10 protein-coding genes are annotated in these 8607 nt (G+C 48.9%); 5 read left to right on the top strand and 5 right to left on the bottom strand.

Going from position 1 to position 8607, the window contains the following annotated elements; genetic code table 11:
• From ACRC27_RS12140 to hemA, 3 genes are all read right to left on the bottom strand, one after another.
• The coding region (locus ACRC27_RS12140; RefSeq protein ID WP_438639986.1) for a N5-glutamine methyltransferase family protein at nucleotides 1–457 on the bottom strand (457 nt) is incomplete at its 3' end.
• Between the two features lie 8 nt (nucleotides 458–465).
• Nucleotides 466–1548 (bottom strand): peptide chain release factor 1, encoded by a 1083-nt coding sequence (gene prfA / locus ACRC27_RS12135; protein WP_438622860.1) that lies wholly within the window; start codon nucleotides 1546–1548, stop codon nucleotides 466–468.
• 41 nt (nucleotides 1549–1589) lie between these two features.
• Nucleotides 1590–2855, bottom strand: a complete 1266-nt coding sequence (hemA, locus tag ACRC27_RS12130; protein WP_438622861.1) for a glutamyl-tRNA reductase — start codon at nucleotides 2853–2855, stop codon at nucleotides 1590–1592.
• A gap of 209 nt (nucleotides 2856–3064) precedes the next feature.
• On the opposite strand from hemA, the gene lolB reads away from it, so the two are divergent.
• The 5 genes from lolB (at nucleotide 3065) to ychF (ending at nucleotide 7600) form a co-directional block, all read left to right on the top strand.
• Nucleotides 3065–3637, top strand: a complete 573-nt coding sequence (gene lolB / locus ACRC27_RS12125; protein ID WP_438622862.1) for a lipoprotein insertase outer membrane protein LolB — start codon at nucleotides 3065–3067, stop codon at nucleotides 3635–3637.
• A complete protein-coding gene (gene ispE / locus ACRC27_RS12120) occupies nucleotides 3621–4517 on the top strand; it encodes a 4-(cytidine 5'-diphospho)-2-C-methyl-D-erythritol kinase (protein ID WP_438639985.1) in 897 nt (298 codons plus the stop codon). The genes lolB and ispE overlap by 17 nt, the downstream gene beginning before the upstream one ends.
• Before the next feature lie 156 nt (nucleotides 4518–4673).
• Complete coding sequence (locus tag ACRC27_RS12115; RefSeq protein WP_438622864.1) at nucleotides 4674–5621, top strand: ribose-phosphate pyrophosphokinase; 948 nt, start codon at nucleotides 4674–4676, stop codon at nucleotides 5619–5621.
• A gap of 169 nt (nucleotides 5622–5790) precedes the next feature.
• Nucleotides 5791–6381 (top strand): aminoacyl-tRNA hydrolase, encoded by a 591-nt coding sequence (gene pth, locus ACRC27_RS12110; protein ID WP_438622865.1) that lies wholly within the window; start codon nucleotides 5791–5793, stop codon nucleotides 6379–6381.
• A gap of 127 nt (nucleotides 6382–6508) precedes the next feature.
• A complete protein-coding gene (ychF, locus tag ACRC27_RS12105; protein WP_438622866.1) occupies nucleotides 6509–7600 on the top strand; it encodes a redox-regulated ATPase YchF in 1092 nt (363 codons plus the stop codon).
• Between the two features lie 146 nt (nucleotides 7601–7746).
• Here ychF and ACRC27_RS12100 read toward each other — a convergent pair whose 3' ends face one another.
• Together ACRC27_RS12100 and ACRC27_RS12095 are read right to left on the bottom strand one after the other, a co-directional pair.
• On the bottom strand, nucleotides 7747–7983 hold the full coding sequence (locus ACRC27_RS12100; protein WP_438622867.1) for a phosphopantetheine-binding protein: 237 nt from the start codon (nucleotides 7981–7983) through the stop codon (nucleotides 7747–7749).
• Nucleotides 7983–8607 (bottom strand): hypothetical protein (locus ACRC27_RS12095; protein WP_438639984.1); only part of this gene is annotated, 625 nt, incomplete at its 5' end. The genes ACRC27_RS12095 and ACRC27_RS12100, both read right to left, overlap by 1 nt.

Here is an 8607-nt window from a genome sequence, read left to right as displayed (position 1 = left end):
GGGTGGCCAGTGTCACGGCATCAGGGTGTAAATCAACCCCTAACACTCGGCAATCTGGCCGTTCACTGGCTAATGCTAAGGCAATCGCGCCCGTACCGGTGCCCAGATCTAACAGCGCGCATGGGGAGTCAGGCAACAGTGTCAGTGCCACTTCGACCAAACGCTCGGTATCCGGACGCGGGATCAAGGTTGCAGCAGAAACTTCCAACGGCAATGACCAGAACTCACGCTCGCCCACGATATATGCTATCGGCTCACCTTGTAATCTTCGCTCAAGCAACAATGCCAGCGTCTGCTGGTGCTCTTCCGAAAGCAAATATTCGGGAAATGCCAGTATATAGCTGCGGTTTTTGCCAGTGACATGGCAAAACAACACCTGTGCATCACGGTGCGGGCTTTCACTGCCCCCCGCAGCTAAACACTCACCAGCTTGCGCCAGCCATTGATCGGCTCTCATCACCCCGATCACTCCTGATCTGACAGCGCAGCCAGCTGATCGGCTTGATATTCCTGTACAATAGGCTGGATCAGCATATCTAACTTGCCTTCCATCGCCTCTTCCAGACGATACAGCGTTAAGTTGATGCGGTGATCGGTAACACGGCTTTGCGGGTAGTTATAAGTGCGGATACGATCTGAACGATCACCAGACCCCAACAGGTTACGGCGGGTTGACGCCTCTTCCTGATGACGTTTTTCCTCTTCGGCAGCACGAATACGTGACACCAACACCGACAAGGCTTTTGCTTTATTCTTATGTTGTGAACGCTCATCTTGACACTCAACCACAATACCGGTGGGTAAGTGTGTAATTCGGATTGCCGAATCAGTGGTGTTCACGTGCTGCCCACCCGCGCCCGATGAACGGAAAGTATCAATTTTCAGATCAGATGGATTAATTTCCGACAGCTCTGCCTCGGGAACTTCTGGCAAAATCGCAATGGTACAGGCCGACGTATGAATACGCCCCTGTGACTCGGTAGCCGGAACGCGCTGCACACGGTGGCCGCCTGACTCAAACTTCAGCACGCCGTAAACACCCTCGCCCGAGATCTTGGCAATCATCTCTTTATAACCACCGTGCTCGCCATCATTAAAACTGATCACTTCCACCCGCCAGCGGCGTGCTTCTGCAAAACGGCTGTACATACGGAACAAATCACCGGCAAAAATTGCCGCTTCATCGCCGCCTGCACCGGCGCGGATCTCTAAATAGCAGTTGCGCTCATCGTTCGGATCTTTTGGCAACAGCAACAGCTGCAAATCTTGTTCCAGCGTTTCGATAACCGCTTTCGCTTCACCAATCTCATCTTGCGCCATATCACGCATTTCTGGATCATCAAGCAACTCTTGTGCCGTGATCAGATCTTCTTGCGCCTGCATCCATGCACGAAAACAGGTGGTGACATCAGTCAGCTGAGCATACTCTTTTGACAATGCGCGAAAACGATTTTGATCAGTGATAATGCTCGGCTCACCGAGCATCGCCTGAACTTCTTCATGGCGCTCAAGCAGCGCCTCTAACTTGGCAACAATAGAAGGCTTCATAGGAAAAGATTATCCCGTAAGAATACGTAAGAAAATGGTCTTTATACGTCCAGCCCAAGGCTGCTACGCAATATAGCCAAACGCTCCAAATCACCCTGTCTAGCTGCACTTTGCAGCGCTCGGGTAGGAGCATGAATTAAGCGGTTAGTCAGTTTATTTCCAAACTCAACCAAAATATCTTCAGCATCAGCACCATTACGCAGTGCCAACAGTGCTTTTTCCAGCAACGCCTGCCGTGTTAACTCAGCTTGCGAACGGTATTCACGAATAGAATCTACGGCTGTTTGCGAACGCAACCACTGCATAAACAGCGCCGTATCTTCCTTCACAATATCTTCAGCTTCTACTGCCGCGGCTTTGCGCAGCGCCAGATTTCGCTCAATAATCGCGTGCAGATCATCTACTGTATAAAGGTAGGCATCGTATAAATTGCCCACCTCTTCCTCAATATCACGCGGTACTGCAATATCCACAAATAACATTGGCTGATGGCGACGTGCTTTTAACGCGCTTTCGACCATACCTTTCCCTATAATCGGCAGCGGGCTGGCCGTTGAACTGATGACAATATCGGCATACATCAAATGCTCGGGGATCTGCGGCAGCGTTAGCACTTCAGCTTGAACTTCATCGGCCAGTGCCTGCGCACGTTCGCGGGTACGGTTTGCTATCATCAAACGTTGTACGCCGTGCTCTTTTAAATGGCGTGCCACCAGCTCAATAGTCTCTCCGGCCCCAACAAGCAATACCGTTAGGGTGGATAGATGCTCAAAAATTTGCCTTGCCAGCGTACAGGCGGCAAATGCGACTGATACCGCACTACTGCCAATTTCCGTTTCAGTGCGTACCCGTTTGGCTACCGAAAATGTTTTTTGGAACAAGCGATCAAGATCTGGGGATAACTGCGCTTTTGCTTGCGCATAAGCCTGTTTAACCTGCCCTAAAATTTGTGGCTCACCCAACACAAGCGAATCTAACCCACAAGCAACGCGCATTAAATGGGTAACGGCATGTTGTTCATAGTGGAAATAGAGGCACTCTTTAACTTGCTCGGCAGAAATTTGGTGAAACTCACACAACCATGCGGTTAGCTGTGCGGCTGCCTCAGCACTGTTCTCAATCTTGTTATTCAGGCTTAAGTACAGCTCAGTGCGGTTACAAGTAGATAAAATGACAACGCTACGCACAGCAGGGTGCGCAGCCAAACTCTGATGAGCTGGCTCCATTTTTTCGGGAGAGAACGCCACTTTTTCACGCAGTGAGACAGGGGCTGTTTTATGATTAATTCCGAGAGCAAGCAAGCTCATGCCAAGTTAGTCAAACCAAGTTTATAATACACTGAAAATTATGGCGGCTATTCTACTTGATGACGCGGATCAATTAAAGCAATCACACCCGGTGTATACGCAAAGCACCATGAATGGCTAGTCGGAAAACACAAATTTCGTTATACTGCACGCCTGACTGACTTTTTATGACAATCATGCATAAATCTTTTTATACACGATTGCTTCCTGTGGCGATAACACTGCTGTTAACAGCGTGTGTAACCCCTCCGCCGGTAGGCACGCAACCACCGATCAGCTGGGCTGAGCATGTCGCACAGTTAGAGAAATTGCAGCGCTATCAAGTGCGCGGGGCATTTGCCTACATTACCCCAGAACGTCGCCAGTCGGCCCGTTTTTTCCTGCAACAGACAGATCCTCAGCATTATCGTCTGTTACTGCTCAATCCTTTGGGAAATACTGCGCTTGAGATTATCGGGCAGCCCAACAGCACCCAACTCAAAGATGGCGACGGTAAACTCTACTCAGGGCCAGACGGCGCTGAATTAATTGCCAGACTGACAGGTATGCAAATTCCCGTTGATAACCTGCGCCACTGGATTTTGGGCGTTCCTGGTACCGGAGATACGTACACGTTAACGGATCAGCGCATTAGCCAGTTGCAACATGCCACGCCAACCGGCGAGTGGACCATGCACTACAAGCGCTATGACCTGCAAACACAACCTGTACTGCCTACCGATATGGAGCTTTTACAGGGAAATCAACGGATCAGACTTAAGATTGATGACTGGATACTCTGAGAGTTCGCCGGAGTCGCGCTTACAGTGCCCCTCTCCGGCCAAATTAAATTTATTTCTGTATATCAACGGCCAACGTGCCGACGGATACCACGATCTGCAAACCCTGTTCCAATTTCTCGACTACGGTGACACCTTATGGTTTAGCTGCCGTAAAGACGGGCAAATTCACCTCACCCCTGCCATTGAGCATGTACCGCACGAAGACAATTTAATTGTTCGTGCCGCGCGATTATTGCAGCAGCATACCGGTTGTACACTCGGCGCTGATATTGAATTGCAAAAAATATTGCCGATGGGTGGTGGGCTTGGTGGCGGATCATCAAATGCGGCGACCACGTTGGTGGCGTTAAATCATTTGTGGAAAACGGGCTGCTCACGCGCTGACTTGGAAAAACTGGGTCTGCAACTGGGCGCTGATGTTCCGGTTTTTGTGCACGGACATGCGGCATTTGCCGAAGGTGTGGGTGAACAACTTTATGATTGCTACCCCGAAGAGAAATGGTACACCGTGATTCATCCTGAAATCAGTATTCCTACTGCCGCCATTTTCAGTGATCCGGATCTCACCCGCAACACACCAAAACGCGATCTGACGACCCTAATGAACACTCCCTACGAAAACGATTGCGAAAATGTGGCAAGAAAACGTTTTCGTGAGGTTGAACACCTTATTTCTTGGCTGTTACAATACGCACCGACTCGACTAACCGGAACCGGTGCGTGTGTCTTCGCTGAATTTGATTCCGAAACGAAGGCGCGTAACGTTCTGAATATTGCTCCTGAGGGTTTGCATGGTTTTGTTGCCAAAGGCATGAATGTTTCGCCGCTCATGCAGGCAGGCATGTTTTTTGACGATACATCATCAGCACCCATGATTTAAGTAAAGTAAAAGGTTAATGGCTGACCCCGTTAACGTTGATAATGATTCACTGATCGAATCTGAACGGCACATCCACCTAGAACACCGTATACATGATGTTCTAGACAAACCGCCAGATTCACCTCCGTATCCTGACGCAAGCCTGAGGTTCTTCTCGTGCCCGACATGAAGCTTTTTGCTGGTAACGCAACGCCGGAACTGGCACAACGCATCGCTGACCGTTTGTACATCTCTCTTGGCGACGCTACTGTGAGTCGTTTTAGTGACGGCGAAGTATGTGTACAAATTAACGAAAACGTGCGTGGTGGTGATATTTTCATCATCCAATCAACCTGTGCCCCGACCAATGACAACTTGATGGAACTGGTCGTTATGGTTGACGCACTGCGCCGTGCTTCGGCAGGTCGTATTACTGCGGTTATCCCTTACTTTGGTTACGCTCGTCAGGATCGTCGTGTACGTTCTGCGCGTGTACCTATCACCGCGAAAGTCGTGGCCGATTTCCTGTCTAACGTCGGTGTTGACCGTGTTCTGACCGTTGATCTGCACGCCGAGCAAATCCAAGGTTTCTTTGACGTACCGGTTGATAACGTTTTTGGTAGCCCTGTGCTGCTGGAAGATATCCTGTCTAAGAATCTGGCCAGCCCAGTTGTCGTATCTCCGGATATCGGTGGTGTTGTACGTGCCCGTGCCATCGCAAAACTGCTCAATGATACCGATATGGCTATCATTGATAAGCGTCGCCCACGCGCGAACGTCTCTCAAGTTATGCACATCATCGGTGATGTTAATGGCCGTGACTGCATTCTGGTCGATGATATGATCGACACCGGCGGCACGCTGTGTAAAGCGGCAGAAGCGCTGAAAGAGCGTGGAGCAAAACGTGTATTTGCTTACGCAACACATCCGGTTTTCTCCGGCACGGCTATCGACAACATCAAGAACTCAATGATTGATGAAGTGGTTGTCACAGACAGTATTCCTCTGACGCCTGAGTTCAAAGCACTGGATAAAGTCCGTGTACTGACTCTCTCCGGCATGCTGGCCGAAGCGATTCGCCGCATTAGCAATGAAGAGTCAATTTCTGCGATGTTTGAGCATTAATCTGCCCAATATCCAAGCTTAACAAGCGATTGCAGAGCACCACTCTATCCCACACAAAGGCACCTTCAACGGTGCCTTTTGTTATTCTGCCGCGACAAGGTTAAAATGTGCGGTATTTTCGGTTATCCCGCAAAATCTCTTTTCCCTTATTGTTAACCATGAGAACGCCATGAGTACGATTAAACTGGTGGTTGGCCTTGCCAATCCCGGCGCTGAATATGCCGCAACCCGCCACAATGCAGGGGCATGGTATGTTGATCTGTTGTGTCGCCGTTACAATTGCAGCATGAAAGAAGAGGCTAAATTTTTTGGTTACACCGGCCGTCTGCAACTGCACGGGCATGATGTCCGCTTGCTTGTACCCACCACGTTTATGAATTTAAGCGGCAAAGCGGTTGCAGCAATGGCCAGTTTTTATCGTATTAACCCCGATGAAATTTTGGTTGCACACGATGAGTTAGACCTGCCGCCTGGCGTGGCTAAATTTAAACTGGGTGGCGGTAACGGCGGCCATAATGGTCTGAAAGATATTGCCAGTAAGTTGGGTAATAACCCTAACTTCCACCGGCTACGCCTTGGCATTGGTCATCCAGGAGATAAAAATAAAGTCACCGGTTTTGTACTGGGCCGGCCACAAGCGGCAGAACAAACATTAATTGATGACGCTATTGATGAAGCTGTTCGCTGCACAGAAGTGCTGTTACAAAATGATATGCTGGCAGCAATGAACCGCCTGCACAGCTTTAAAGCCAATAAATAGCGCGGTGCCGTTCATCATCACTGCAATATTGTAGGATACAAAACTACCGCCAAAGCTGTGGTATAATACAGAGTTTACATTGCACCTTTTTGTGCATGATATTTTGAGTGTAGAAGGTAATTACATCATGGGATTCAAATGCGGCATTGTGGGTCTGCCAAACGTTGGTAAATCTACCCTGTTCAACGCCCTGACCAAAGCGGGTATCGAAGCAGCAAACTTCCCGTTCTGCACCATTGAGCCGAATACGGGCGTTGTTCCTATGCCTGATCCGCGCCTTGATCAGCTTGCTGAGATCATTAATCCTCAGCGCACCGTACCGACCACAATGGAGTTTGTCGACATTGCGGGTTTGGTAAAGGGTGCGTCAAAAGGTGAAGGTCTGGGCAACCAGTTTTTGGCCAATATCCGTGAAACCGAAGCTATCGGCCACGTTGTTCGCTGTTTTGAAAATGACAACATCATTCACGTTGCAGGTCAGGTTGACCCAGCAGATGATATCGATGTGATCAATACTGAACTGGCGCTGTCAGACCTTGAAGCCTGTGAACGTGCACTGCAACGTGTACAAAAGCGTGCTAAAGGTGGCGATAAAGACGCGAAACTGGAGCAGGAAGTGCTGACCAAGTGTCTGCCACATCTGGAAAATGCCCAGATGCTGCGTACACTTGATTTAAGCAACGAAGAAAAAGCGGCAATCAAGTACCTCAGCTTCCTGACGCTCAAACCAACCATGTACATTGCTAACGTCAATGAAGATGGTTTTGAGAACAATCCATATTTGGATAAAGTGCGCGAAATCGCTGTTGCTGAAGGTTCTGTCGTGGTTGCTGTCTGCGCGGCGATTGAAGCGGATATCGCAGAGCTGGAAGAAGAGGATAAAGCGGAGTTTATGGCCGAGCTAGGTATTGAAGAGCCGGGCCTGAACCGCGTAATTCGTGCCGGTTATGAGCTGCTGAACCTGCAAACCTACTTCACCGCGGGTGTGAAAGAAGTACGTGCATGGACTATCTCTGTGGGTGATACCGCGCCACAAGCTGCGGGTAAAATCCACACTGACTTCGAGAAAGGTTTTATCCGTGCGCAAACTATCGCGTTTGATGATTTCATCAAATACCGTGGTGAGCAAGGTGCTAAAGAAGCCGGTAAGATGCGTGCTGAAGGTAAAGATTATATCGTTAAAGATGGCGATATTATGAACTTCCTGTTTAACGTGTGATGCTCTGCGCCATTGTTACATCAGAGATACTCTTTTAGATATTCTGAAGGTAAATACTGCGCGTTTAGGGTGCTACAGGTGATATAACAGATAAAAAGGCATTCATGATGAATGCCTTTTTTATGGATTTAGACCACAGCAAAAGTTTAGGCCAGTCGACGATGCAACATCTGGCACAGATCCTCGACTGTGTGAACCCCTACCAGAGAGTCAATCTCTATCTCAATCTCGAACACATCCCCGAGAATCAATATCATATCCATCAGTGCTAATGAGTCAGCACTCAAATCAACCAACAGAGAGTCGGGTGTTATCGGACGATCATCTATCATGAGACTGCACTGCAAAACAGCCATCACTTTTTGCTCAATGGTCGGCTGCATCAACGTGTTCCTTTGTTTTTTTCAAGCGGTCTTGTGCGACTCATTGACACCTCATTTTCCAAATTTCTGATCAATGATCGTTGAACGTTGGACGAAGCCAAATGAGATAGAGTGCTTTCAGTGACAGTGGGTGTAACGTGACTTGCAGGCGTTGCTACTGCAGAGGGTTTGAGGTTAGCTATGTCAATCAACTCTGTTAACTCACTGGCCACACTGCGGGCCGCATCGTGTAAGTTTTGTGCCGTTACGACCTTCCGGTCAGCTACTAGAGTGGCAACCGCCTTCTCTTTGCCCACATCCAACTCATTGTTTTCGATTACCTTATTAGCACTTACATTCAAATGAGCGTTAATGTTCCGGGTATCTTGACGCTGTAACAATTTAGTCTTTGGTTTAGAGGACAAAATCAAACCCGAGGAGGCGATCTCAGTCACCGTGGGTGTAACCAAGTCGGAACGACTCACTGATATTGCTACTGCAGAGGGCTTGGAGTTAGCTATATCAATCAACTCCGTTAACGCACTGGCCACACTGCGGGCCGCATCGTGTAAGTTTTGTGCCATTGCAGCTTGTGGATCGGCTACTGGGGTGGCAACCGCCTTTTCTGTGCCCACATCCAATCCA

Origin of the sequence: Plesiomonas sp., assembly GCF_051650925.1 — a bacterium.
GTDB lineage: Bacteria > Pseudomonadota > Gammaproteobacteria > Enterobacterales > CAMTGL01 > Plesiomonas.
This window is presented reverse-complemented; position numbering and strand designations above follow the sequence as displayed.

Bases quoted from the DNA above. Each gene is read 5' to 3' on its own strand.
- prfA (WP_438622860.1), bottom strand. From the start codon at position 1,548: ATGAAGCCTTCTATTGTTGCCAAGTTAGAGGCGCTGCTTGAGCGCCAT.
- hemA (WP_438622861.1), bottom strand. From the start codon at position 2,855: ATGAGCTTGCTTGCTCTCGGAATTAATCATAAAACAGCCCCTGTCTCA.
- ispE (WP_438639985.1), top strand. From the start codon at position 3,621: ATGACTGGATACTCTGAGAGTTCGCCGGAGTCGCGCTTACAGTGCCCC.
- pth (WP_438622865.1), top strand. From the start codon at position 5,791: ATGAGTACGATTAAACTGGTGGTTGGCCTTGCCAATCCCGGCGCTGAA.
- ychF (WP_438622866.1), top strand. From the start codon at position 6,509: ATGGGATTCAAATGCGGCATTGTGGGTCTGCCAAACGTTGGTAAATCT.
- ACRC27_RS12100 (WP_438622867.1), bottom strand. From the start codon at position 7,983: ATGCAGCCGACCATTGAGCAAAAAGTGATGGCTGTTTTGCAGTGCAGT.